Here is a 25,330-nt window from a genome sequence, read left to right on the forward strand (position 1 = left end):
GATTTGCAGCCCGGCGAATCCGGCAACACAGCAACCAGAAAGATCAGGTCCAATCGATGGCATCCGATATCCATATCAGACAACTGGAACTAGTAGGCAGGGACAAGGCCGAATATATGACCTCCCTGTTCCATTCAGTGCTTGGATTCCCCAAGGTAGGCATCAACTTCCGTGATTTCATGCCGGTTCTCGAGGACGCGAAAGGTCTGCAGATCCTCTTGGAAGGCCTTGAAAAGGCACTGCCGGTTCCTGCTGATTTCTTTGACTCTGTAGCAGGGCTGGAAGCCAGGGGCTTTCTGTTCGGTCCAGCGCTTGCCGCCAGACTTGGCAAGGGGTTCATCGCAGTGCGCAAGGCGGGCAAACTGCCGCCACCCGTCATCGGCGAGGATTACACCTTGGAATACGGGCAAGCCCGTGTGGAAGTGGAATCCGATGCGGTCAGCTCCGGCGAACGCGTACTGATTGTCGACGATCTTATCGCAACGGGTGGCACGGCGAAGGCGGCAGCGGACCTGATTCGCAAATGCGGCGGCACCATCGCCGGCTTCAGCTTTGTGATGCAACTCGAAGGGCTTGACGGAATCGACAGTCTCGGTCCATACCCTACGAGCACACTGGTGTCCATGCCGGCGTGACCGGATGAAGAGAGGCAGAAATGGATTTATACGAGTATCAGGCTCGCCAGCTGCTCGACGAGCAAGGGATTCCCACCCCAAGCGGGATTTATGCGTCGAATGCCGACGAAGTCGCCCAGGCTGCGGATACCATCGGATATCCGTGCGTCATCAAGGCGCAGGTGAAAATCGGCCATCGCGGTCAAGCAGGCGGCGTCAAGATTGCCCATACGCGCGATGAAGCTGTCGCTGCGGCACATGCCATCTTCCCCATGGTCATCCATGGCCATCAGGTTCGTGGCGTACTGGTCGCGGAAGCCAAGAACGTCATCCACGAATATTATGTCTCGATTTCAGTGGACCGCACCTCGCGTGATTTCGATGTGCTCGCGACAGCGAACGGTGGCACCGAAGTCGAGGAAATCGCCAAGGCCCATCCCGAATCGGTCAAGCGCCTGCACATCAACGCGTTGGACACTTTCGACCTCGACGCCGCGACTGAGATGGCGCGCAACATCGGGTTTTACCATGCGGACGTCGACCAGGCTGCGCGCATCCTGCTGAATATGTGGCAGTGCTTCAAGACCAACGACGCCACGCTCGTGGAAATCAACCCGCTCGCCAAAATCGGCGACCCACAAGATGAATCAAGCAAATCGTTGTGCGCGCTCGATGCCAAGATTTCGCTCGACGACAACGCCTCGTACCGGCATGACGGTTGGAAGCGTTTCGAAGGCGCCACGCAGCTTGACCCATACGAGCGCAAGGCGAAGGAACTCGGACTGCACTATGTACATCTGACCGGACAAGTCGGCGTCATCGGCAATGGCGCAGGGCTCGTCATGAGCTCGCTTGATGCGGTTTCGGGAGCCGGCGAGGAACAGGGCACCGGCATCAAGCCGGCGAACTTCCTCGACATCGGCGGCGGCGCCTCAGCCGAGGTCATGCGCAACAGCTTGGAGATTGTGCTGTCTGACCCGCAAGTGCGTTCTGTCTTCGTGAACGTCTACGGCGGCATCACCTCATGCGAGCAAGTCGCCGCCGGCATTCTCGGCGCATTGCAAGCCATCGAGACCGTCAAGCCGATTGTTGTCCGATTCGACGGCAACGCTGCACAGGAAGGTCTGCGCATGCTCGTTGATGCCAATGACCCGAACCTTCATGTCTATGACACCATGGAGGAAGCAGCACAACAGGCCGCACGCATCGCTGCCGCATCGTCCAGCAAGGAGGCCACGAAATGACGTTGTTCGTTGAAGATGGTGCCCCGGTCATCGTCCAAGGCATGACGGGCCATCAGGGCATGACCCATACGGCAAGAATGCTCAAGGCGGGGACGAATATCGTCGGTGGTGTCAATCCTCGCAAGGCAGGCACGACCGTCACCTATCCGAAGGCCCGTGAAGGCAAGGACGCGGTCATTCCCGTATACGCGACATGCAGCGAAGCGATCAAAGCGACCGGAGCCAAGGCGAGTGTCATCTTCGTACCTCCGCGCTTCGCCAAAGACGCTGTCGTCGAAGCGATTCAAGCCGGTATCGGCACGATCGTCGTCATCACCGAGGGCATTCCCGTTGCCGATTCCGCATACTTCGTCGAACTCGCCTTGCGCAAGGGCGTCCGCATCATCGGACCGAACTGCCCGGGCCTGATTACATTGCCGGCGACTGACGGTGCTCACGGCGTCAACCTTGGCATCATCCCCGATGGCATCGTCCACCGCGGTCCGCTCGGCCTCGTGTCGAAATCCGGTACGCTCACCTACCAGCTCATGGGCGAACTCTCCGACATAGGTTTCACCGCGTGCGTGGGCGTGGGAGGCGACCCTATCGTCGGCACGACACTCCAGGAAGCATTGGAACAGTTCGAAGCCGATGACGCCACCAAGGGTGTCGTCATGATTGGCGAGATCGGCGGAAGCGCCGAACAGGATGCCGCCGCATGGGCCAGCAAGCACATGACCAAGCCCGTCGTCGCCTATATCGCAGGCTTCACGGCTCCTGAAGGCAAGCAGATGGGCCATGCAGGCGCCATTGTCTCCGGTGGAAAAGGCACTGCGCAAGATAAGAAGATTGCGCTGGAAGCCGTCGGGATTCCTGTCGGCAAGACACCGCGTCAGACCGCCGACCTCATGCGCAAGGCATTGCAATCCATCGCCGCATGAAAGAACGGTGCGTTTCATTCGTCAAGGGGGTCGTCTTTGCAGCGGCCTCCATGGCGTTATATGCGCTTGCGCTCTGGTTGCTGATTTCCCTGCTTCTGCTAGTCATATCCATGGAAGAGGGTACTGGCGGTCTGACAGACTATGCCTTCTCACTGACGCAAAGCATGATTCTGCTCAGCCAAGGGATTGGATTCCAGACCAGCGTAATCACCCTGAGTGTGATTCCTCTGACACTGACGCTACTGATGGTGTGGTTGCTCGCATCCATCGCTCGCAAGCGTCATCTGTCTTGGGCCGCGTATTTTGGCGGGCTCATCACATGGATGTCCCTCAACATGGCCTTCACCTTCCATATCTCCGTGGGCCTGCTTGACAATATCGGCATTGTGGCAGTAAAAACCGGTTTTGTATTCACTGTGGCCTTTGTGCTCGGGGCGTTCCCGGTAAGCGAATCGTGGCAACGCATCAAGGCGTTCGTCAGCCAGCATGTGTCCCCTGAACTCAGGCGGGCGCTGTCGCTCGGCGTGGCACTGGGCTTGACGCTGCTAGGCATATACGTTCTGTTGGCGTGCATCGATGCGGTGGTCTGGATTGTCTACGGCGCCGATGCAGTATCCAAGATTTTTGAACTTGATGCGATGGGCGTGGGATCACGCATTATGACATCGGTATGTTCACTCGCGTGGCTGCCCAACCTGTGCATCTGGTCCCTGTCTTGGATGTTCGGGTCTGGATTCCGCATAGGGGAGCTTGCGCATTTCACGATGTGGATCGGACAGTCTACGGACCTGCCGGGTGTGCCGCTGTTCGGCATTTTCCCGCAAGCCATCGGCAATGATGGGTTGCGCTCGTTCCTCTTGTCGCTCCCGCTGATCGTATCTCTCGTCTGCGCCCTCGCATTCATGTTGTCGCCGACCGGTTTCGCCATTAGGGCGCCCCGCGCCGGAGACGACCGTGCCACAGTGGTGCGCGACATCATCATGTTCGCCTATCCGCTTGGCTCATTCTGCATTTCGGGGGCACTCGTGGCTTTGGGGTCGTCATGCATGTTCGCCCTGTCCAACGGTGCGCTGGGAGCGCATCGGCTCGCGCACGTCGGCGTCGACGTCGTGGCTTCGACACGCGCCGTAGGACATCCGACCATCGTCGGATTATTCGGCACATGGGCGGCGGTCATCGTTGCCGATGCGGCATGGTATGGATTACGCTTGTGTTGGTCGCATCTGCGCCCGGCCAAGAACAGTCAGTCAACCGGGAATACGGCTGACAGGCAACCGCGAGGTGTCGCCAGTACACCTATTGTCGCAGATCATGCGACAACAACCACCAAGGAGGAACAGGATGACATCAACGAACAGGCCGATTAAACGGGCCCTCGTATCCGTATTCCACAAGGAAGGCATCGACGTGCTTGCGAAGGCGTTCATCGCCGCAGGCACTGAAGTCGTTTCCACCGGTTCGACCGCCAAGCGTCTCGCCGAACTTGGTGTCAACGTGACCGAGGTCAGTGAAGTCACCGGCTTCCCGGAAAGCCTTGACGGCCGTGTCAAGACCCTTGATCCTCACATTCATGCGGGCATCCTTGCCGATATGACCAACCCCGAGCATGTCAAGCAGCTGCAAACGCTGGGCATCAAGCCTTTCGACCTGGTGGTAGTCAACCTGTATCCGTTCGCGGATACCGTCCGTTCCGGTGCGAATGAGGCGGACACCATCGAGAAAATCGATATCGGTGGCCCGTCCATGGTTCGCGCAGCGGCGAAGAACAGCGCCACAGTCGCCATCATTACCGATCCCGCTGACTATGCGCTGGTGGCCAAGCGTATCGAAGACGGCCGTGGGTTCAGCCTTGAGGAGCGTCGCTGGCTCGCCGCCAAGGCCTTCGCCCACACAGCCGCCTATGACGCGACCATCAACGAGTGGACGTCCAAGCAGTGGCCGAAGCCGGAAAGCATCACCGCCGACCAGCCTGCGGCGGATGACGACATTCCCAATGAGGATACCGTGTTCCCGAAGGCGTACACGCGGACGTGGGATCGCTCTCATCTGCTGCGGTATGGCGAGAACCCGCATCAGCAGGCCGCGCTGTACTTGGATCCGCTGAACCAAAGCGGATTCGCGCATGCCGACCAGCTCGGCGGCAAGCCCATGAGCTACAACAATTACGTTGACGCCGATGCTGCTTGGCGCGCCGTGTGGGATTTCGCCCCGAACATCGCCGTCGCCGTCGTCAAGCACAACAATCCTTGCGGTTTGGCACTCGGCAAGACCGTCGCCGAAGCCCACAAGAAGGCGCATGCCTGCGACCCGATGAGCGCTTACGGCGGTGTCATCGCCGCGAACACCACGGTGACGCTTGAAATGGCCCAGAACGTGCGGCCGATCTTCACTGAAGTCATCGTCGCCCCCGACTATGAGCCGGAAGCCCTTGAGCTACTCAAGACCAAGAAGAAGAACCTTCGCATCCTGAAGGTCGCCGAGCCTCCTCGCACCAAGCAGCAGTACCGTCAGATCGACGGGGGACTGCTCGTGCAGACCACTGATCTGATCAACGCCCCCGGCGACAGCCCGGATGCGTGGAAGCTTGTCTCCGGCGATCCCGCGGATGCCGATACGCTGCGCGACCTCGAGTTCGCTTGGCGTGCCATTCGTTGCGTGAAGTCGAACGCCATTCTCATCGCCCACGATCAGGCAACCGTCGGCATCGGCATGGGACAGGTCAACCGTGTGGATTCCTGCCATCTCGCCGTCGAACGTGCCAATACGCTGGCTGATGGCGCCGACCGTACCACTGGCTCGGTCGCCGCTTCCGATGCGTTCTTCCCGTTCGCTGATGGCGCGGAATACCTCATCAACGCCGGTGTCATGGCGATTGTGCAGCCCGGTGGATCCATCCGCGATGAGGAAGTCTTCGAGGCGGCTCGTAAAGCCGGCATCACCATGTACGTCACGGGAACCCGCCACTTCTTCCACTGATTCGCGGTTTTCGGCGTAACGGCCTGTTCGGGGCGGTGTCTGGTCTTCGGGCCGGGCACCGCCTTTTGCATGGATGCGACTTCCTAGTTGCGACTTCCTGGTGGTGCGGTAGCCACCATTGGTCGCGTTTCAGTGATCGGTACTCAGCGGTGCCGTGTGTTCCAGACTGGCTGATTTCCGGTGTCGCCAATCGACTCGTACCGTGCTGCCATATTCCTCAGCGATTTCGGTATCACGTCGAAACGGACAGGTATTCTTCCCTTTAACGCGTCAAGATATCGACAACGGGACTCACCGCACACCGATTGTCAGTGTGACATCTGTTCCCAACCGCCACGAGGAGGCCATCATGCCGCAAGAGCATCCGTATGTGTCTGAAGCCAAAGAAGGCAAACCGGTATGTGAATGGATTGTGGCGCTGTTGGTATGTGTCAGCGGCATCCTTGCCGCCTTCGGATATACGATGGCCGCCACAGCGTTGCTCGCTGCGACGGCCATCGTCTTGGGGACAATGCGCATCATCCTGCGTGAACGCAGCCCATGGAAGGTCCGGTCCGTGGCATTCGATGCGTCGATGTCCCTGTGTTTTGGTATCGGAGTCTCACTGCTCGATCTGAGCATCCGCATCATGCTCTGACACCGCGGACGCTTCCTGCTCGCCGTGATTGGCAGACTCGGTAGCGGTTTGCGTCGCATCGTTGCCGCTGAGGGCGAGTGCGTCGGTATCAGCTACATTCTGTTGCGCGGCGGTGTCATCGACAACCTGTTGCTTGGCCTTTACATTGTCACGCAGCAACTGCGCACCGATCATGACCATCGCGACAATCGCCGCAGCGAGAATCGGGCATATCCAGAAGACCCACAGTTGCTGCAGCGGGTTCTGGGACAGGCTCGCGTTGCGCGCGAACAGGGCGATGCCGGTGGAGCGCGCAGGATTCATGCCGGCTCCGGTGACTGGATAGGTCATCGCGGCGCCCAGACCGTAGGCGAAACCGATGGCCGCAGCGTGCGAAACCGCTGTGGTCTCCTTGTTCATGGTCGCCACAGCGGCGGCGATCACCACAATACTTGCGATGATTTCGACCACGACAGCCAGAGTGATGTCAAAAGAGGCACTCACGCTGCTCAGCGTGGATGCGGAGACGGAGCCGTTGCCGAAGCCGTTGACGGCATCGGTCAGCCAGATCTTCGCGGTCAGTGTTTCGGCCGTCGGCAGGATACGTACGATCAGCGCGCCGGCGGCGATGCCGCCCAGCACCTGGGCGATGATGTAGAGGATGCCGTCGAGCACCTTGGTCTTGCCGGTCAGTATTGCAGCGAGGGTAATCGCCGGGTTCAGATGTCCGCCGGACACCTTTGAGAACACCAGTGTCACCGCGGCGTACGCGATACCGGTGGCCAAGGCGATGAACGCCATATTGATGCCGAACAGGGCGGTTCCGAAGGTCGTGAAGCTGTAAATCGCGAAGAATACGATGAAGCTTCCCGCCAGTTCAGCGCCCACGCGTACCGCGAGTGGTTCCTTCGTGCATGATGCCGCGTCACTGGCGCGCTGCGATCCCGTATCAGTCATTGATTGTTCTTTCTCTAGGGGAATAGCGGACAAGGCTCCGGCCTGAAGCGTGGCCATATCCGCCGGACGTGTGACATTCTACCAGCAGGGACGCTTTTCTGTGCCTTACGCTATAATATCTATGTCGTGTGTCTCGCAGTTCATGCCATGGCGAGTACCGTTGCGAGTGCATCACGACACCAGATATTTATCCATGACGGCTCCGATGGCGCCGTCCGGCCACGTTGGGAGAACGATGCCAAACGCATATTCTCGTGCATTGAAAGCACATGACAATAATCAAGAAGGCATTCGCCTGCAGAAGATCCTCGCACAAGCCGGTTTCGGTTCGAGGCGCAAGTGCGAGCAGATCATTCTCGACGGACGTGTCGAGGTTGACGGCGAATTGGTGACCGAGCTCGGCACCCGTGCCGATCCGAGCAAGCAGGAGATTCGTGTCGACGGCTCCCGCGTCCGCCTGAACCCTAATCACATCACGCTTGCGCTTAATAAGCCGCGCAAGGTGCTCAGCACCATGGACGACCCCAAGGGGCGTTATACCTTGCGGGACATCGTCGGCGACAAGTATGAGCGCATCTTCCATATGGGACGCCTCGATTATGACTCGGAAGGGCTCATCCTCATGACGAATGACGGTGAACTCAGCCAGCATGTCATGCATCCCAAATATGAGGTGGAGAAAACCTACATCGCCACCCTGCAGGGCAGAATCAGCGGCAATGTATGCCGGCGTCTTGTCTCTCAAGGCGTGCAGCTAGACGACGGCTGGATTCGCCTCGACCATTGCGCCATCATCGACGCCAACCATGACACGACCTTGGTAAAGGTCGTACTGCATTCGGGCAAGAACCGGATTGTCCGTCGTATTTTCGACGCGGTCGGGTTCCCTGTCAAGCGCCTGGTGCGCACGCAGATTGGCCCGATCAAGCTCGGCGATCTCAAATCAGGTTCGTACCGCGTGCTGTCTCAGACTGAGGTTCGTTCACTTGCCAAGGAGGTCGGACTATGATCCGTGTCGCCATTGATGGCCCCGCCGGTGTCGGAAAATCATCCACGGCGAAAGAACTGGCCAGACATTTCGGTTTCGCATACCTTGATACCGGAGCCATGTATCGCGCATGCGCATGGTGGTGCCTGCATCAGGGCATCGATCTTGACGCTGCGCAGATTGATGAGCAGCAGATTACCGAGACGGTGGGGGAGTTCTTCACCGAAGACCATTTCGATATCTCGGTAGACCCTGACCGTCCGATTGTGCTCGCCGACGGTGAGGACATCAGCGAGGACATCAGATCTTCCGAGGTGTCCACCCATGTGTCGCGGGTGTCGGGCATCATCCCCGTCCGCCATGTGCTCATCGCGGCGCAGCGCGCATATATCGCCCGTGAAGCGTCGGGGGATTCCTTCTCGCAAGGGCGTGGCATCGTCGCTGAAGGCCGTGACATCACCACCGTCGTGGCCCCCGATGCCGAAGTACGAGTGTTGCTGACCGCGCGCGAGGAAGTGCGTCAGGCACGCCGGAGCGGGCAATCCGCGCAGGGCGTGGGCGCTGAGGATGTCGCGAAACGCGATCGCATGGACTCGAAGGTCACCAGTTTCCTGACCGCCGCCGATGGGGTCGTGACCTTGGATAACTCGGATCTGACCTTCGAGCAGACCTTGGACGAGCTCATCGCATTGGTTGATCAAGCGATTGAGGAGCAGCAGTACCAGGAGTACGCCGCGAATCTCGAAGAATACGAGCTTGACGAGGAAGACCGAGAACTCATCGCTGGCGAAGACGAAGGCGACGCCGATGCCGGTTCCGGTAAGCAGGTCGGTGTCATCGCGGTGGTCGGACGGCCGAATGTCGGAAAATCCACGTTGGTGAACCGTATTCTTGGTCGCCGCGCGGCGGTCGTTGAGGACACCCCGGGGGTCACCCGCGACCGCGTCAGCTACGACGCCGAATGGGCAGGTACCGATTTCAAACTCGTCGACACCGGTGGCTGGGAAGCCGACGTTGAAGGCATCGCCTCGGCGATTGCGTCCCAAGCGCAGGTGGCGGTAAGACTCGCCGACGCCGTGATTTTCGTGGTGGACGGGCAAATCGGTATGACCGACACCGATGGGCGGATCGTCAACATGCTGCGCGCGGCCGGCAAGCCGGTGACGCTCGCGGTCAACAAGGTCGACGACGCGCAAAGCGAGTATCTCACCGCGGAATTCTGGAAGCTTGGCCTCGGAGAGCCCTATGGCATCTCAGCCGTGCACGGCAGAGGAGTCGGCGAGCTGCTCGACGCCGCTTTGGACTCCCTGAAGTCCGCTGACCGGACATCGGGATTCCTGACGCCGTCGCATCTGCGGCGTGTCGCGCTCGTCGGGCGGCCGAACGTCGGCAAATCATCGTTGCTCAACCAACTCGCCCACGAGGAGCGTTCGGTTGTCAATGATCTAGCCGGCACCACAAGGGATCCGGTCGATGAGATCATCTCGATGGATGGCCAAGACTGGCTGTTCATCGATACCGCCGGTATCAAGCGTCGCCAGCACAAGTTGTCCGGCGCGGAATACTATTCCTCACTGCGCACCCAGGCGGCTATCGAGCGCGCGGAACTTGCGTTGGTGCTGTTCGACGCGTCCCAGCCGATCGCCGATCAGGACCTGAAAGTCATGAGCCAGGCGGTTGACGCCGGCCGGGCAATCGTCCTGGTGTTCAATAAGTGGGATTTGATGGACGAATTCTCCCGTCAGCGGCTGGAGCGTCTGTGGGCAACCGAGTTCAACCGGGTGACGTGGGCTGAACGCGTCAATCTCTCGGCGAAGACCGGGTGGCATACGAACCGCCTGTCTCGTGCTATGCAAACGGCTCTCGAATCTTGGGACAAGCGCATACCCACGGGCAAGCTCAACGCATTCCTCGGGCGGATCCAGGCGGCGCATCCCCACCCGCTGCGAGGCGGCAAGCAGCCGAGAATCCTCTTCGCAACACAGGCTTCGACTCGGCCGCCGCGGTTCGTGATTTTCGCGACCGGATTCCTCGAGCACGGCTATCGGCGGTATCTGGAGCGTCAGTTGCGCGAAGAATTCGGATTCGAAGGCTCGCCTGTCCAGATTTCCGTCAAGGTCCGTGAAAAGCGGCGGAAGTAGGCGACTACCGGAATCGGAAGGGCGCGCCACGCCGAGTTGCGTAGACTGGGCTGCTGTGGTAAGTTAGCTCTTCGGCGCGTCAAGCGCCGATCGGGCCGTAGCGCAGTTTGGTAGCGCACTTGACTGGGGGTCAAGGGGTCGCGGGTTCAAATCCCGCCGGCCCGACCGGAAAGCCGCGGAATCACAACGATTCCGCGGCTTCTGTTTTCCGGGCGGGTGACAACCGGGTGACATGGACAGCACTTTGAACAGCGGGCGGGTCACATATCCACGTCCGAATTGGTATTTTGAATTCGCCACCTGCCGTACCCACATCCAATGCGCCAGGTGTCCTTGCTCCGTGTTGCCCAATGCGGTGTTGTGTGACATACTCGTACGTGCAATAGTTGCACACGGCGCTTACAGACCGGTCAAGGCTCATAGTTGAAGACCGGGTGCCTAGAGCCGTTCTTTGGGGGTTTGCTCATGCACATCGCCATACGACTGACGGATTCATCCACGAATCCTTCACTCGCATCAGGGTTGCAATGCGCGGCCGCCGCCTCGATGGGGTTACACTTATGAGCAGTCATGGAAGAAAGGGTTACGACATGACGGCAAACGAACACGCTGAACGTTGTGCACAAGTGATGCGGGAACATGGCATGAGCGAGATGGCCATCGCACAGTTCAGCCATCTGTATGACGTATGGGCCGAAGGCTCCGAGACGACATGGATCCGCGAAGACGATGTCGAACCCTTGTGCGACGTCCCCAGCTTCCACGATATCTACCAGACCATCGACCACGACAAGGCTGTGGAGGCGTTCAGCAAAACGGCCTTCATCAAGCTCAATGGCGGTTTGGGAACCTCGATGGGCTTGTCCTGCGCGAAATCGCTGCTGCCTGTGCGTCGCCACAAAGCTCGTCAGATGCGCTTCCTCGACATTATCGTCGGCCAGGTGCTGACCGCGCGTGAGCGGCTCGGTGTGTCGCTGCCGTTGACGTTCATGAATTCCTTCCGTACCTCGGCCGATACATTGCGTGTCCTCGAAGCCACCCCGCGGTTCCATCAGGATGACATTCCCGTCGAGATCGTCCAGCATCGCGAGCCGAAGATCGATATCGCCACCGGCGAGCCGGTCCAGTATCCCCAGCGCCCCGACTTGGAGTGGTGCCCTCCGGGACACGGTGATTTGTTCTCCACGCTGTGGGAGTCGGGATTGCTTGACATCCTATGGGATAAAGGGCTGCGCTACCTGTTCATTTCGAATTCAGACAATCTCGGCGCACGTCCATCGCGCACTTTGGCGCAATATTTCGAAAACACCGGTGCTCCGTTCATGGCAGAGGTCGCGGTTCGCACCGAAGCCGACCGCAAGGGTGGACACCTGGTGCGCAGCCGCCGAACGGGACGTCTGATGCTCCGCGAGATGAGCCAGGTGCATCCTGAAGACCGCGCCCACGCACAGAACATCGGCAGGCATCCGTATTTCAACACGAACAGCCTCTGGATTCGCATCGACGCCTTGCGCGACCTGCTCGCCAGCCACCATGGGGTGCTGCCGCTGCCGGTCATCATCAACAAGAAGACGGTCGATCCCACTGACCCCTCAAGCACGCCGGTGATCCAGCTGGAGACCGCGATGGGCGCCGCGATTTCTCTGTTCGACGACGCGATTTGCGTCCAGGTGGACAGGATGCGGTTCCTTCCCGTAAAAACCACCGACGATCTGTTCATTATGCGGTCGGATAGATTCCACCTTACGGACCAGTTCGAGATGGAAGACGGCAATTACATCTTCCCCAACGTTGAGCTTGATCCGCGCTACTACAAGAACATCGACGACTTCAACGAGCGTTTCCCGTACAATGTGCCTTCTTTGGCCGCAGCCAACTCGGTTCGCATCGAGGGGGATTGGACCTTCGGGCAGAACGTGTCGTTCTACGGCGACGCAGTCTTGCAAGACCAAGGACGGCCCAGTTACGTGCCAAACGGCGAATTCGTCGGTCCTCAGGGCATCGAGCCTGACGAGTGGCTCGCGTGATTATACCGCAGGCAAGAAATATCTCTTTTTTCGAGAAATGACCCACAGGAACACAAAAAGCCTCTAATATAGAGGAAAGGTGCTTTCCAGCACAGATACTCGAAAACTGTAACGATACGTGAGGACTAATGGCAGAGGGTAGCAACGGGAGACGGCGTTTTTCCGACAAATGGGGCAAGCACGAGCTTGATGTCTTGGCCGTATTGTCATCAGCCTTCCCCCAATGGCTCACTTCGCGCCAGATCGCGCAACGCGTGAAGGCGTATGCGGACTCATATGGGGAATTGGCTGATCAAGCGGCGAAGGCGGCGTTCGCCAAGCAGTTCCAGCGTGATCGCGCCAAACTTGCGGCGATGGGTATCGCCATTGAATCGCGGCAGCCGGAATATTCCTCGAAATCCGAAGGTCAGGATTTTGCGTCATACCGCTTGCAACTCGGGGACGAGCCTCGTGTCCGCCTGCATTTCGAGCCGGAGGATTTGCCTGTGCTCGCCGCAGCGAATTACCTCGCGCGTTCCATGTCGATTTCGTCAAGCGCTTCCAGTCAGCAGGTCCAGCACACCTCACGGACCGCGCCGCGCGTGCCTCAAACGCCTGTGCCCGGTCTTGGCTTGGATTCCATCGCTCCGGGGCTTGGTACACAGACCTTGCCCGAATCGCTGGTGAAGGTGATTGATTCTCGTCGCTTTGCGGCGACCGTGGATGTCGACGGCGAGCGCATCAACGTCGCCTACACGGATTCCGACGACTTGGCCATGTATGTGCTTGAACATCCAGGTGCGTATATCGTCAGCCCCCAGGAGGCCGTGGATGCATTCAACCGTAGGCTTACCGCGGCGACGAAGTTCGAGCTAGCTGACTCCGCCCAGAATTCGGAGAGCTTGGAGGTCAATGCCCCCTCGATCAGTCGGCAGGTGCACGAACCTGGTGATCCGGAAAGCATAAAGGCCCGTCAGAAGAAGATTGGGCCGTCATTTCAGACCGGCAGCGAAGTTGACCGCAGGTTGAGGCTTATGCTGTTCCTGTCTGCCCATCTCGGCGAGGAGTTCTCGCTGGCCGAGCTTGCGGAGCGTTTCATTGGCAAGCCCAAGTCCGAGGATGAGCTTACCAAGTACGTCAACATCATTCACAAGGACATCAACACCTTGACGACGGTGTCCGATGACGGTGAGATGGCGGGCAGCCAGTTCTTCGATATCGATTGGCCGCTTCTGGACAGTGAGGGTATCGTGTCGGCCACGAATTCCCTTGGCTTGGAGCGTCTCGCCGGCATTTCCCAGCAGTATCTGAGCATGTTGACGGCTTCGGTGAGTTATCTGGCCCATTCGTCATTGCTTCCCGATCAGCAGCGCGACCAAGCGCAGTCGTTATATTCGCGCTTGCGTCAGCATGTCAAGCCCGGTCAGACGCCGTGGCTGAGCCTGACCGGCTACGAACTCGAACCCCGTGCGTTCTCGATCGTCAAGCGCGCTATTTCCACGGACAGCCTGCTTGACATGGAGTACACGGACGGCGCGGGTCGTACCCGCCGCAAGCTGGTGGCCCCAGCGAAGATTTTCGTGGATGAGGGCGTGTACTATGTGGCGGTCTGGACGGATGTCGCATCCGCAGCTCCGCACGATGAAGCCAAGTTCGTGCAGAAGGACGTCACCATCAACAAGGCGAACGGTCTGCCCAGAGTGTGGCAGGTTCTGCGTCTTGCCCGTATCGAGAAGGCCGAGCTGGTCAAGCCGACCAAGAAGCTCGATATCCCGGATGTACCGGTGAGTGAACTGCGCAAGTGGAGTTTCGACAATGGCACGCAGACCGTGTTCATCACTGACCAGCCTGATTTGCCGTTCACCAAGCGGCTCCCGGGCGCGACGGTGGAACCGTGCGGCAACGGGCAGAAAGTCCGGCTGATTGTATCTTCCGATTCGTGGTTCGTTGCTTTCTGCATTGCCCACGCTCGGCATATCACAGCGGTCGCCCCTGAGACCTTGCGTTTGATGATCAAGGCACGCGCCGAGCGTGAACTCAGCGTGGACAAGCGTGAAGACGACACTGACTGATAGGCTCGAATGCTGTCCGTATCCGTTTGACAGGAGGTTTCCATGCAATGGTGGGTTGTCTGGGTTGTGCTTGTCTTAGCGTTGCTGGTATCTCTTGCCGCGGGTATCTGGTATGCGTTCAGACGGGGTCTGGCCGTATTGCATGTGGTCTCCGCGCTTGGTGATGCCATCGGCAGCAAGTTCGACGCGGCGGACGGGGTCGATGAATCGCAGCCGAAACCGGCATCGTTCACGGTTCCGCTCCAGCAATCCATTGACCAATACAGTTCCGCCCACGCCCAAGTGATCAGACGTGAGGAACACAAGCGCGAACGGCATGAGGCCGTATGGCGTCGTTGGGGCGTGTTCAACGAGTAACACCGTTCCACGGTATTCGTTCAGTGTTGACATGGGGGAGAGAAGGCATGTCTCGACATTCGCATTATGCCCCGCAAGGGCGTGGGACAGATTCCAGTCACCGTCCGGGGGAGATTCAGGATTCTCCGGCTCAACGGTACCAGCGGTTCAAACGCAACCAGCAGTATCGGAAAACGGCCGTGGCAAGGTTCGCGTCATCGCTGCCGTTCAATCTTGACGCTTTCCAGATTCAGGCGTGTGAAGCCTTGGAATCCGGGGACAATGTCCTTGTGGCAGCACCGACGGGCGCGGGGAAGACAGTGGTCGCGGATTTCGCGATGTACTTGGCGCACGAACATCATGTCAAGGCGTTTTATACCACGCCGATCAAGGCGTTGAGCAACCAGAAATACCATGATCTGTCCGCAATCTATGGCGCCGAGCATGTCGGGTTGCTCACGGGGGACACGTCCATCAACTCCGAGGCGGATATTGTCGTGATGACCACGGAAGTGCTGAGGAATATGCTGTACGAGCATTCCAACACCCTGCTTGCGCTTCAATACGTCATTCTTGACGAAGTCCATTATCTTGCCGACCGATTCCGCGGACCGGTGTGGGAGGAAGTCATCATCCACCTGCCGCAATCCGTTCGCATCGTCGGATTGTCTGCGACGGTATCGAATGTCGAGGATTTCTCCGCGTGGATTTCCTCGGTGCGTGGCTCCACCAGGCTTATCGTGTCCGAGCATCGTCCGGTGCCCCTTGAACAGCATGTGATGGTGCAGGCCAACGAGCGCACCGAACCGGAGCTCATCGACCTGTATCGCCGCGACAGTGACGGTGAGGCCACAACACGGCTCAATCCGCAATTGGCCAGACGCATCGATCAGCTGGAGCATCAAGCCGCCCGCAGGCGTCCGCCCCATGGATCCCGCAAAGGCCGGGGCTTCGGCCGCGGGGCCGGTCGTTCGCAGTATGAAGCCGAACGGTTCACCCCACGGCGTGCGGCAGTCATCGACGAACTCAATTTCCTCGGCATGTTGCCCGGAATCTATTTCATCTTCTCACGTAATGGCTGCGATCAGGCGGTCGAGCAGTGCATCAATGCGGGGCTCGAACTGACGACTGACGATGAGGCGATGCGGATCCGTGAGATTGTCGATGAGATGGTCGAAGGGCAGATGAGCCGCGACGATCTCAAAGCATTGCGATTCTCGCGATTCCGTTTCGCGTTGGAGGAAGGTTTCGCCTCGCATCATGCGGGTATGATCGCCCTGTTTAGACAGATTGTCGAACGTTTGTTCGAAGAGGGTCTGGTGAAAGTGGTATTCGCCACGGAGACTCTCGCGCTTGGTATCAACATGCCGGCCCGCAGCGTCATCGTCGAAAAACTTGAGAAATACGACGGCACAGGGCACGTCATGCTCACCCCTGGAGAGTTCACGCAACTGACGGGCCGTGCGGGGCGTCGCGGTATCGATACGATCGGCCACGCGGTGATTGTCGACCATAAGGGGTTCGTTCCGGCCACCGCGGCAGCGTTGTCCAGCAAACGTGTGTATCCGTTGCATTCGAGTTTCAAACCTACTTTCAATATGGCTGTGAATCTGTTGTATTCCAGCTCCTACGAAACCGCCCGCAAGACGCTCGACCAGTCCTTCGCGCAATGGGAGGCGAATGAGTCGGCGTGGCAGCTTGAATCCGAAATCCATACGCTCGAACATGCTTTGGAAGGCTACGAGCAGGCGGCATACTGCGATCGCGGCGATTTCACTCAATTCATGCTGCTAAGGATGAAACTCAGCGATTTGCAGAAGAACGGGCGGCGCGAACTCAAACATCGTTCGTTCCCGTCTCAAGAGGCGCGTAGTGCGGCCTTCCATGATCTCGACAGGCAGATTGCCGAAGTCAAATGGGAACAGCAGCACCATCCTTGCGCCTCATGCCCTGATGTGCAGGAACACCTCAGGTGGGGGCATCGCTGGATGAGGGAGCGGCGCGAACTCGACCGGGTGCAACGGCGCTACGATTCGCGCACGGGGTCCGTGGCTAGGCAGTTCGACCGCATCTGCGACATCCTTGTCGAACTGGGGTATCTCGAACGCCATCAGAACGGCCAGGAGCAAACCTCTTTGGAATTAACTGCCGGCGGGCGTCTCCTCCGCCAGCTGTACAGTGAACAGGATCTTGTGCTCGCCCAAGCGATCCGTACCGGATTGCTGGATACCTTGACCCCGCAGCAGCTTGCCGCCGCGTTGTCTGGGCTTGTCTATGAGTCGCGCAGGGGAGAGGGTGGTGAACCCCGCCGGTATCCTGGCGGCTCTACCGGTCCGGTCGCCCATATCTGCTCGCAATTGCGCGCGATGAGCATGCGTATCAATGCGTTGCGTGAGGATTATGGGCTGGAGCGGCTTCCGGATGTAGATTTCGGGATTGTCGATGCGGTGTATGCATGGGCCGATGGTGAACCTCTGGCCGTGATCCTTCACGACATGGATTTGACCGGCGGCGATTTTGTACGCAACATGAAGCGCCTGGCCGATATGTTGCAGCAGATAGCATCAGCGCTTCCCGGGGTTCCGGAATACGAGGGACCGCTGTCCGTGCATGCGCGTGCCGCCCAGTTGATGATTAACAGGGGAGTTGTGGCTTACTCGGGTGTTGACTGAGGAACAAGGGGTCGCGGGTTCGTTCCCTCCTGCTCGTTTTGGGTTTGTTCAGGATTGTGCCCCCAAGCCATGGCTCGTTTCGCCCGGGGAATATGCGGTGCGTCCGGGCTGTTAGGTAATTTGGATAGTTGACTAAACCCCTAGGAGGAATGGATCGACATGGCAGAACGCAGTCTGCGTGGTATGAGCATCGGAGCCAAGTCACTGGAATCAGACGACAATGTGGATTTCGCGGCCCGTACTGACATCGCGTACGTGTGCCCGAACGGGCATCGTACGATTGCCCCGTTTGCCGAAGGTGCTGAGCCTCCGAAGGAATGGGAATGCCGTTGCGGGCAGATCGCCCATCGTGAAGGCGATCAGGACGCCGAGGACGACGAAATCAACAAGCCGACACGTACCCACTGGGACATGCTGATGGAGCGCCGTACTGAGGATGAGCTCAAGGAGTTGTTGGAAAAGCGGCTTCAGATGCATCGTGACGGTTGGATTCCGGATTACGAGTGATCTCCTTGGCTTGGCTCAGCGACTACAAGCGCTGAGCCGGGCTTGTTGTGCTTAAGTGCCGTGCCATGGATACCTGCCTTGGCGCGGCACTTCATGTATCAGGGAGATTCCAGTTCATCAGTGGATTCGCGTGCGTTGGTTCGAACACGCCAAGGTCACACGTTCAAGGCATAATACGAATGGGGAGAGGCGTTGATAAGACGTTTACCTTACAGCCTTCGGAGCATTCGGAAAGAGGACCGTATGACCGTATTGCATTCACCGCGGCGCATTGTGCTGCTTGACCTTGACGGTACGTTGACCAAATCTGACCCGGGCATCATTGCCTGCGTGATCAAGGCCTTTGAGGCGCTTGGCCGTCCGGTGCCGGACGAAGCGGAACTTCACCGGTTCATCGGGCCGGCGATTATCGAATCGATGCAGCGCAATCACATTCCGGATGATCAGCTGGCCAAAGCCGTCGAGATTTACCGTGATTATTACAGCAACAAGGCGGTGTTCGACGACCCCAATCATCCCGGGAACAAGGTACCGGGAAAGCTGTACAACACTGTGTATCCGGGCATTCCTGAGCAGTTGCAGGCATTGAGGGCCGACGGGTATTTCCTGGCCGTCACGACGTGCAAGCCGGAATATCAGGCGAAGCCGATTTGCGAGCATTTCGGGCTTGACAAGCTGGTCGATGCAGTCTATGGCGCCAGCAAAGACAATTCCAGGCTCGACAAGGACCAGGTCATCCGGTACGCGTTCGAAAATATGGGCTTCAATGTTGTCCAAGGTGATCGCGCGTTGATGGTCGGCGACCGCTGGACGGACGTCGAAGGCGCGAAGGCATGCGGCTTGGATTGCCTGGGTTGCGGATGGGGGTACGCCGAGCCCGGAGAGCTCAACGAACATGGCGCGTACCGAATTATCGACGAAGTCAGCCAGTTGCGTGACGCCGTCGAAGATTACTTCAACATTGACGAAAACTAAATCAAAGGCAATCGACAATCCATAATCGGCATGGATGCCGATACGAACATAACACATTCGCCCGGATGCAGAATGATATGCATCCGGGCGTTCTTATTGTGTGCGTGATTGCCTGGAATAACTATGCATGAAGCGCTTCAGTCGGCGGCGACGGAAGTGACACCGTTAACATCCGATAATGTACGTTATGTCAGATTGGTGAGGTTCGGCTACACCCCCGCCCGCATCGTCGCCCTCGCCAAGGCGTATTACCGCGAGATGAAGGGGTCGCGCGCCCTGGTCTGGTCGCGCAATTTGCGGGCGTTGCTGGGAATTGCGCCCGAGGAGGACGACCAGACGATCGCGGCCCGTGAGTTCACGGACCCGAAGTGCCATGTCCTGACGGTCTGGGACTGGTCCAGGTGCCTGTCGCGCCGCGAGCATCTCGCCGTCGGCCTGCTCGACGTGTGCGACAAGTACCACGGCGACCCGTCCGTCTGCCTGCGCTGGTGCAGGTCGAACGCCCTGCATACCAAGCCGCCCCATCTGCGACGGCGGAACGTCGGCGGCGGCGATTACTACATCTGATTTTTCCGGCAACCAATCAACCATATGGATCCAAGGAGGATATCATGTATCTGTTCAGCGACCTGTGCCGCATCGGCATGAACCAGGTCATCTGCTTCTACGACCGGCCGATGGTCACGACCCGCCTGTTCGCGAGCATGTCGGGGTATTCGGGTGATTACCTGCGCCCGTCCCGTCATGTGCGTTGGCTCGACTGCATCGACCGGATGCGCGTGGGCAACGCGACGTATTGGCGTCTTGACGATATCGTCAAGGCCACGCACGCGCGGTACGGCACGTCGTGGACGCTCGTTGTTGAGCAACGCGACTACGAAGTCGTCGAATGGGTCCGCGCGAACCATGAGCACGGCATCGACCTGATCTCCGCACAGGCGCTCCATGACAAGTCCGCTCCCCTGGCGTTGACCGGCGTGGTGAACGTGATCGGTGATTCCGTGGTGCCGTCCGGCCCGTTGTTCGATGACGAGACGCTGCCCTATCCGCTCGGCCTGCTCGCCGCGCCCGACCCGGAGGGTTCCGCTCCCCTGCCGCCGGTGTCGTTCTGCTGCCCGCCGCGGGCCTGAGCCTTCCCGGCCCGTACCCGGCGCGCGCGTCAGCGCGCCGGGTCCCGGGGGTCGGTGTCCCTGGGGGTGTATGCGAGGGGGCGGCCCCCCTCGCGCCGGCCCATCGCCATGGGCCGGCATCCCCGTGGAATGGTACGCTCGCGTACTTTCCCGCATGCCTTTTCAAGGTGCATGATGGTGGTGTCCCCTCGGGGGCGATTGGTTATCAAGGTGATGATGTTTGCGAGGTTTTCATGGCTAACATTCGTGAGGCTGGTCTCCGCTTCGACGGTACCGTGCGGTATGTGAAGACGGATAGGGACGACAAGGGCAACGAGTATGCGACGGTGCAGCTCGAGAACGCGGACGGCATCAGCGACGTCTCGTTCAGCGCTCAGGCGACGCGTGATCTCCAGGCGGCCGGCTGCCAGCCGGGCGACGTGGTGTCGTGGGTCGTGCGCCCGTTCATCATCTACGGGGTGAGCAAGCGCACGGGCGGCCCTTATGGGTTCCTGAAGCTTAACTTCCTGCGTCAGGCCGGCCGCTGATGCTGACGGGCCTGTCCCCTGACCTTATGGAGTTCTGCGGCGTGTTCGCGATTCTGGTCGTGTTCTCCTCGGGGTTCCACATGTTCGGCGGGAGGTGACGCGTGTGTCGCTGGTTCTGCTGCTTTCGGGTGTCACGGGGGCGTTGGTCGCTTGTGATTGGCTGCGTGTCCTGTTCGTGCGGGTCGCGCGTTAGGGTTTGGAGGCTTCGTGTCTGACGCGATGTTGCTGTTCGCGGCGTGGGCCGCGGGTCTCCTGCTTGGTTTCCTGCATCGTTTCGTGTTGGTAAGGGGGTGAAAATATGAACGGACTTGTGCTTGCTGTCGATGGTGCCACCACCACCGATCTGGGCTCCCTGGTGAAGAACTTCACCGATGTGGCGACCCAGCAGTTCAACGGCGCCGCTCCGGCTGTGATCGCGGCCGCCGCTGGTCTGGCCGTGATCATGTGGGGCGTTCCGAGGCTGATCGGCTTCTTCAAGCGTTCCGCGAAGTGACGCCCCTCGGGGTGTGAGCGCCCGGGGGCCTTATGCTCCCGGGCGTTTTTTCTTTTCGTTTTCCCAACGAGGGGTTTTGTTATGAGGTTGTTTGTGCCTGGTATGGTGTCGCGGCGTGCGTTCGCGGTGCTCGCGGTCGTGTCGGCCGCGGTGGTGATGGCGGTTCCCGCGGCCGCCGATGTGGTGTTTCCGACGTGGTACGGGTCAGCGGTCAAAGCGATGGAGCGCATGGGCATCGGGGAACAGGATTATCCGTTGTGGCTCCAGGAGGATGTGGCGCGTACCATCCCCACGATGCAGGGTGATCTGAAGGTGGACGCGCGGCTTGCCGACCGGCCGGACGGCGTCCCGTCCGATGATGACTGGGACAGCCTGGTCCGTGCCCGGCGTGCGCGCCTGGTGTACGGGGACACCACGGTCGATGCCGTCAAATTGTGGGACGTGTACGGCAAGACGTATGCGGACGGGTACGCCGCATCGCAGTCCGGCGACCTGCATTACGGCGATCCGGGGTATGTGCCCACGAGTGACGAGATCGACGAATGGACGCGCAAGCTTTCCGTCACGACCAGCGAGTTGCAGGCCGATTCCGAGGTCGGCGCGTCCGATGCGTCGTCATCGGGTACCGAGACGAGCGGGTATGTGTCGCGTTGCGGTGTTTCACCCATGCCCGTGCGTGCCGCTTCCTATCGTGTCTCCCCCGCTTCGGACGTCAAGCCGTACAGCGACCGGAAGATGAAGAAAAGCGAACAGTACACGGAACTGTATGCGATGGACATGGACGACGGCAGCTCCTACGCGAACAAGATTCTCGAGCAGGAGGCCGAGAACGGCGCGGGCGACGCGTACTCCGGCGACACGAGCTCGAACCCCTCGTTGCGCGAGTTGGAATGGGGCCGGCACGCGACCGCGCGTGACCGGCGTATTCACAAGCGCCTGGAGAAAGTCAAGAAAGCGCATTCCACGCTGAACCACGCAATCGACACCGTGAACGCATGGATCGAGCCGTTCTCATTTGTGCAAAACGGCATCCATCAGATTCGCACTTGGTTCTTCACGGATGATGACATTTGCGGGTCTACGGCTATGATGGGCGATAGGTCACAAGCCGGTGAGAATGTGATGCGTTTCATTTTCGGTGTCGGTGAGGGCTTGAACTGTGACGAGTATGATGCATCGCACTTCCCCGCTGACGGTGAGGCCGCTACGTCTGTACGCAAGTTCGCGCAACAAAGTTCGCAGGATCCCGACAAGCCGAAATACCAGGGCCAGGGCGACGCCGATCTCGCGGTATTGCACTATTCGTATACGCCTTGGTATTACGCGGACACGCCTTATGGCAAGATCTATATGCGCTCAACCCAAGCGACCGATGATAAAGGACATTCCATGCTCTTCCTCCAAGACGGTGGCGATTCATCATATAATAATGCGTCGCAGGTCCGGTCTGAAGGTGATTGGCTGCTTTCAAAATCCGAGGATATAAATGATTGGAAGTTACGTCTTGATATGCTTATCCCTTTGACCGGAACGGATGGGAATTATAATTGGACGTATGATTTCCCCACATACGGTATCTTTTCCAGCACGCCTGGTAAGATATATTTGAATGATTCGTATTTGAATCAATCTATCCCGGACGACCCGTATTATACGGTTTCTTATTTTCGGTACAATTCGCATGCTGCCACCTTCGCTGGTAAACAAAATGCCAAAACTTGGGCGTTGCCTGGCAAGGCCGATGATATTTTCAAGAAACTTCTCGTACTCGTCACGCCTAAAGATGGTAATGTCGGGTATGACTATGTGAACGGGTCCTTTACGAATGCGGGTCGAAAGTCCGATGATTTCGGCGGGCGAACCAGGATGGCGGCCAACGTGCATGCCTGGCATAAGTGCGACAAGTCGTGCCCCGCGGATTTGCAGACCAGGAAACCGAAGGTGCGTATCAAGGCGACGGCCAAGGATCCACAGGGCAATGACGTCGGCAGTACGGTAAGTGATCCGGCCGATCCGGGTTCGGTGCAGGTCCCGGCGTCGGTGCCCGTACCGGTGGGTTCTGACGGCAGGACCACGGCGTCGAACATCAGTTATGACACGGTAGCCGATGACGGTACGACGCAGCATGTCGGTGATGTGTCGGTCCCGCAGGTGGATACGGCGCAGAAGCGTCTCGATCTTATCGACTTGACCACGGGCAAGTCGTGTTTCGGCGAGGGGTACGCTTGCGCGGACTGGTATACGGAGACGCAACAGCTGATCCCCGATCATCAGTTGACGGTGTCAACGAAGAGTACCACGAAAGAACTGCCGGCCTTGCGGTATAAGTGTTCGTATGATGTGCCGGGCAAGGTCACTGAGGTTCCTATCGGCGAGTGTGTCGCGTATGCTAACAGTTTCAGCGAGCAGGCGCAGCGGTCTGGTGATGTTGGCGCGGACCCGGACGGCAGACCGTTGGACAAGCCGGTCGCGAAGGCTGACCCGAAGGTGGATTACGGGACATGTCTTCGTCAGGAGACGGCCGGCAATGCCGCGAAATGGCTGTACGAGCCCGTCGCGTGTGCGGGCCGGATGCTGTTCAAGCCTGATGACAAGGTGACGCGGACAACGCGCACGAAGGTCGAACGCAGCACGCGGGATAGCGTAGTCGTGAAGCTGGATCTGATCCGGGAGAATTGGCGTCCTGTGTTCGCGGACGGGCTGGGTGACTGCTCGGGGTATAAGGTTTCGTTCAAGTTCGCGGGCATCCCGGTGTTCGATGACGCGGATTTCCTGGACGCGTGTCCGGGCCAGCCGTTGGACTGGCTGCCGGTGTTGTGCCGGGCGTTCCTGACGATCGCGTGCGCCCTGGGCGTGATGCTCCTGTGCCGTAGGGCTTTCATGGCGATTTTCGATTTCCATGCGGGTGGTGACGGCCAATGATCGTCGAATGGTTGATGGCGCTCGGCGCGGACGTGTGGGACTGGTTCATCCATCTGTTCGACGGGGTGGATTTCCCGGATGCGGTCAAGTCCCCGCCCCCGGAGGTCGCGGAGTTTCTACGTCATTTGAGGGGTTTCGGCGTGTGGGTGCCGTTCGACCGGTTCGCTGTGATCATCCTTGCGGGTGTCGTGTTCGTGTCGGGGTGTTTCGCGTTCCGTGCCGCGCGTGCGGCTATCGGGCATCTGCCGTGGATTGGGGGTAATGGTTGATGGATGATGTGTCGGTTGGTTTGCGTCGCCTGGTCGCGGTCACGCGCGACCGCTTGGCTCGTTCCCGTGGGGATTCGGGTTCGGCGGGGCCGGGGCGCGGGCTTGAGGGCGCGACTGCGCCCGTGCCCGCGCCCGGCTTTCCGGTCCCGTTGCCCCGTGAGCGGGACTGCGGACGCTCGTATCGTACCCGGTTCGCGATCACCGCGTATATCGGCAGCAATGGCAGCGGCAAGACGTTGTGTATGGTGCATGACACGCTCCCGTCCTTGTATGCGGGTCGGATGATCTATACGACGGTGCCGCTTACGTGGCCGGACGGGACCACTCCCCCGAATGTCGTGATGTTGCATGATTGGTCGCAGATTTTGAACGCCAGGCATGCGGATATCCTGTTGGACGAGGTCGCGTCGATCGCGTCGAGTCGTGAGACCGACGCGTTACCCCCGCAGATCGCCACGCTGTTGCAGCAGTTGCGTAAGCGTGACCTGGTGTTGCGGTGGACGGCGCCGTCCTGGTCGCGTGCGGACAAGATACTGCGGGAGACCACGCGCACGGTCACGATCTGCTACGGTTATTTCTCCCGTCCGGCCGAGGGCAGCCGTTGGCGGTCCAACCGGCTGTTCCGGTTCCTGAGCTATGACGCGAGTGATTACACGGAGTTGGATATCAACGGGGCGCGTCGCCGGTTCGACCCGCAGCAGTCGAGTTGGTTCTTGTTGTCCAGGCATGTGGCCCGGTTGTGCTATGACACGCTGGACAGTGTGAGCACGATCGGCACGGTGTTGTTGTCCGGGCGTTGCGCGGTGTGTGGCGGGCGTCGTCGTGTCCCCGAATGTTCGTGCGCCGATTACGTGGCGTTGAAGTCGCGGAAGTGATATCCGGGGCCCCTCGCCGGTTGAGCGCCGATAGGCGCGATGCCGGCGTGGGGTGAAGGGGTTCGGGGGCAACAGTTGCCCCCGACACAC

Annotated in this window: 22 protein-coding genes and 1 tRNA gene; 22 read left to right on the forward strand and 1 reads right to left on the reverse strand. The window is 59.3% G+C overall.

What is annotated here, in order from left to right:
* Positions 1–56 precede the first annotated feature (56 nt).
* The 6 genes from K315_RS0106545 (at position 57) to K315_RS0106570 (ending at position 6,391) form a co-directional block, all read left to right on the forward strand.
* Positions 57–635 carry an adenine phosphoribosyltransferase gene (locus K315_RS0106545; protein ID WP_029576729.1) on the forward strand — a complete coding sequence of 193 codons (579 nt, stop codon included), beginning with the start codon at positions 57–59 and terminating at the stop codon, positions 633–635.
* 20 nt (positions 636–655) lie between these two features.
* Positions 656–1,858 carry an ADP-forming succinate--CoA ligase subunit beta gene (sucC, locus tag K315_RS0106550; protein WP_029576730.1) on the forward strand — a complete coding sequence of 401 codons (1,203 nt, stop codon included), beginning with the start codon at positions 656–658 and terminating at the stop codon, positions 1,856–1,858.
* Positions 1,855–2,778: a succinate--CoA ligase subunit alpha gene (gene sucD, locus K315_RS0106555; protein WP_015450574.1), complete on the forward strand. Its 924-nt coding sequence runs from the start codon at positions 1,855–1,857 to the stop codon at positions 2,776–2,778. The genes sucC and sucD overlap by 4 nt, the downstream gene beginning before the upstream one ends.
* A 50-nt stretch (positions 2,779–2,828) precedes the next feature.
* Positions 2,829–4,145: a cell division protein PerM gene (locus K315_RS0106560; protein ID WP_162177558.1), complete on the forward strand. Its 1,317-nt coding sequence runs from the start codon at positions 2,829–2,831 to the stop codon at positions 4,143–4,145.
* Positions 4,120–5,754: a bifunctional phosphoribosylaminoimidazolecarboxamide formyltransferase/IMP cyclohydrolase gene (purH, locus tag K315_RS0106565; protein ID WP_029576732.1), complete on the forward strand. Its 1,635-nt coding sequence runs from the start codon at positions 4,120–4,122 to the stop codon at positions 5,752–5,754. The genes K315_RS0106560 and purH overlap by 26 nt, the downstream gene beginning before the upstream one ends.
* Before the next feature lie 349 nt (positions 5,755–6,103).
* A complete protein-coding gene (locus tag K315_RS0106570; RefSeq protein WP_033520546.1) occupies positions 6,104–6,391 on the forward strand; it encodes a hypothetical protein in 288 nt (95 codons plus the stop codon).
* Here K315_RS0106570 and K315_RS0106575 read toward each other — a convergent pair.
* Positions 6,356–7,327 (reverse strand): MIP/aquaporin family protein, encoded by a 972-nt coding sequence (locus tag K315_RS0106575; protein ID WP_029576734.1) that lies wholly within the window; start codon positions 7,325–7,327, stop codon positions 6,356–6,358. The two genes, K315_RS0106570 and K315_RS0106575, sit on opposite strands and share 36 nt — an antisense overlap.
* Before the next feature lie 235 nt (positions 7,328–7,562).
* On the opposite strand from K315_RS0106575, the gene K315_RS0106580 reads away from it, so the two are divergent.
* The 16 genes from K315_RS0106580 to K315_RS09620 all read left to right on the forward strand — a co-directional run bounded on the left by K315_RS0106580 (position 7,563) and on the right by K315_RS09620 (position 25,240).
* Positions 7,563–8,336: a pseudouridine synthase gene (locus tag K315_RS0106580; protein ID WP_029576735.1), complete on the forward strand. Its 774-nt coding sequence runs from the start codon at positions 7,563–7,565 to the stop codon at positions 8,334–8,336.
* A complete protein-coding gene (gene der / locus K315_RS0106585; RefSeq protein WP_029576736.1) occupies positions 8,333–10,456 on the forward strand; it encodes a bifunctional cytidylate kinase/GTPase Der in 2,124 nt (707 codons plus the stop codon). The genes K315_RS0106580 and der overlap by 4 nt, the downstream gene beginning before the upstream one ends.
* 91 nt (positions 10,457–10,547) lie before the next feature.
* Positions 10,548–10,621 (forward strand) — tRNA-Pro (locus K315_RS0106590).
* 425 nt (positions 10,622–11,046) lie between these two features.
* Entirely contained in the window at positions 11,047–12,483 is a 1,437-nt protein-coding gene (locus tag K315_RS09615) for a UTP--glucose-1-phosphate uridylyltransferase (RefSeq protein ID WP_033520548.1), read from the forward strand.
* A 128-nt stretch (positions 12,484–12,611) separates the two neighbouring features.
* Positions 12,612–14,534: a helix-turn-helix transcriptional regulator gene (locus K315_RS0106600; RefSeq protein WP_029576737.1), complete on the forward strand. Its 1,923-nt coding sequence runs from the start codon at positions 12,612–12,614 to the stop codon at positions 14,532–14,534.
* 42 nt (positions 14,535–14,576) lie between these two features.
* Positions 14,577–14,891 (forward strand): hypothetical protein, encoded by a 315-nt coding sequence (locus K315_RS0106605; RefSeq protein ID WP_029576738.1) that lies wholly within the window; start codon positions 14,577–14,579, stop codon positions 14,889–14,891.
* Positions 14,892–14,938: 47 nt separating this feature from the next.
* A complete protein-coding gene (locus K315_RS0106610) occupies positions 14,939–17,542 on the forward strand; it encodes a DEAD/DEAH box helicase (protein WP_029576739.1) in 2,604 nt (867 codons plus the stop codon).
* Between the two features lie 159 nt (positions 17,543–17,701).
* Entirely contained in the window at positions 17,702–18,049 is a 348-nt protein-coding gene (locus K315_RS0106615) for an RNA polymerase-binding protein RbpA (protein WP_029576740.1), read from the forward strand.
* Between the two features lie 243 nt (positions 18,050–18,292).
* Positions 18,293–19,024 carry an HAD hydrolase-like protein gene (locus K315_RS0106620; protein WP_029576741.1) on the forward strand — a complete coding sequence of 244 codons (732 nt, stop codon included), beginning with the start codon at positions 18,293–18,295 and terminating at the stop codon, positions 19,022–19,024.
* A gap of 123 nt (positions 19,025–19,147) precedes the next feature.
* Positions 19,148–19,591: a hypothetical protein gene (locus tag K315_RS0106625; protein WP_029576742.1), complete on the forward strand. Its 444-nt coding sequence runs from the start codon at positions 19,148–19,150 to the stop codon at positions 19,589–19,591.
* Positions 19,592–19,635: 44 nt separating this feature from the next.
* Positions 19,636–20,154: a hypothetical protein gene (locus tag K315_RS0106630; RefSeq protein ID WP_029576743.1), complete on the forward strand. Its 519-nt coding sequence runs from the start codon at positions 19,636–19,638 to the stop codon at positions 20,152–20,154.
* A gap of 233 nt (positions 20,155–20,387) precedes the next feature.
* Positions 20,388–20,681 carry a hypothetical protein gene (locus K315_RS0106635; protein WP_029576744.1) on the forward strand — a complete coding sequence of 98 codons (294 nt, stop codon included), beginning with the start codon at positions 20,388–20,390 and terminating at the stop codon, positions 20,679–20,681.
* Positions 20,682–20,979: 298 nt separating this feature from the next.
* Entirely contained in the window at positions 20,980–21,174 is a 195-nt protein-coding gene (locus tag K315_RS0106645; RefSeq protein WP_029576745.1) for a hypothetical protein, read from the forward strand.
* A gap of 81 nt (positions 21,175–21,255) precedes the next feature.
* Positions 21,256–24,096, forward strand: a complete 2,841-nt coding sequence (locus K315_RS0106650) for a hypothetical protein (protein ID WP_152571417.1) — start codon at positions 21,256–21,258, stop codon at positions 24,094–24,096.
* Positions 24,093–24,365, forward strand: a complete 273-nt coding sequence (locus tag K315_RS0106655; RefSeq protein WP_029576747.1) for a hypothetical protein — start codon at positions 24,093–24,095, stop codon at positions 24,363–24,365. Before K315_RS0106650 ends, K315_RS0106655 begins: the two co-directional genes overlap by 4 nt.
* A gap of 8 nt (positions 24,366–24,373) precedes the next feature.
* Positions 24,374–25,240, forward strand: a complete 867-nt coding sequence (locus K315_RS09620) for a P-loop NTPase family protein (protein WP_152571418.1) — start codon at positions 24,374–24,376, stop codon at positions 25,238–25,240.
* The last annotated feature ends 90 nt before the right edge of the window (positions 25,241–25,330 follow it).

It is taken from the genome of Bifidobacterium thermacidophilum subsp. thermacidophilum DSM 15837, assembly GCF_000426425.1.
GTDB classification, from domain to species: Bacteria; Actinomycetota; Actinomycetes; order Actinomycetales; family Bifidobacteriaceae; genus Bifidobacterium; species Bifidobacterium thermacidophilum.